Here is a 787-nt window from a genome sequence, read left to right as displayed (position 1 = left end):
CCAATTAAGGAGATGATCATTTATGCAAAATTTTGGAGACTTGACGATTAGAGAATTAGCTAGTCAGTGTGAAACAGTTGATGATATTCATGCCATGATGAAGGAATTATTTAAGGAAACTTTACAACAAGTGTTTGAAGCTGAAATAGAGGATCACTTGGGATACTCCAAACACGACCCGGTAGGTAATAACTCGGGAAATAGTCGAAACGGTTATAGTAAGAAGACTATTAAAACTAAGTTAGGGGAAACAAATTTAAAAATTCCTAGAGACCGTAAAGGTGAATATGAGCCCCAAATAATAAAAAAGTATGAAACCTCCATCAATGGATTAGAGGATCAAATTATTGCGCTTTATTCTAAAGGTATGTCCACACGTGATATTGAGGATCACATGAAGGATATCTATGGGATAAATGTTTCTCCAAGTTTGGTAAGTAAAGTAACTGATAAAATCTTACCCCTTGTTTACGAGTGGCAATCCCGTCTACTAGAGCCTGTTTACTCCATTGTGTTTTTGGATGCTATTCACTTTAAAGTGAAGCATGAAAATAGAATTGTTAGTAAAGCTGCCTATACTGTATTAGGAATTAATACCGATGGTATTAAAGACATTCTTGGTATCTGGATTGGTGAAAATGAGAGTGCTAGTTTTTGGTTGAATGTATGCCAAGAATTGAAGAGTAGAGGTGTTCAGGATATTCTAATTGCTTGTAAGGACGGGCTTTCTGGATTTTCTGAGGCTATTAATGCCACATTTCCAAAGACCGATATTCAATCATGTATT

General features: G+C 35.6%; 1 protein-coding gene. It reads left to right on the top strand.

Going from position 1 to position 787, the window contains the following annotated elements; all coding sequences use genetic code 11:
* Nucleotides 1-22 precede the first annotated feature (22 nt).
* On the top strand, nt 23-787 hold a 765-nt coding region (locus ACX9YW_RS22860; RefSeq protein ID WP_460351010.1), incomplete at its 3' end, for an IS256 family transposase.

Source organism: Pseudoneobacillus rhizolycopersici (assembly GCF_054786815.1).
The sequence above is the reverse complement of the archived record's forward strand: the minus strand, read 5'-3'. Positions and strand labels throughout refer to the sequence as shown.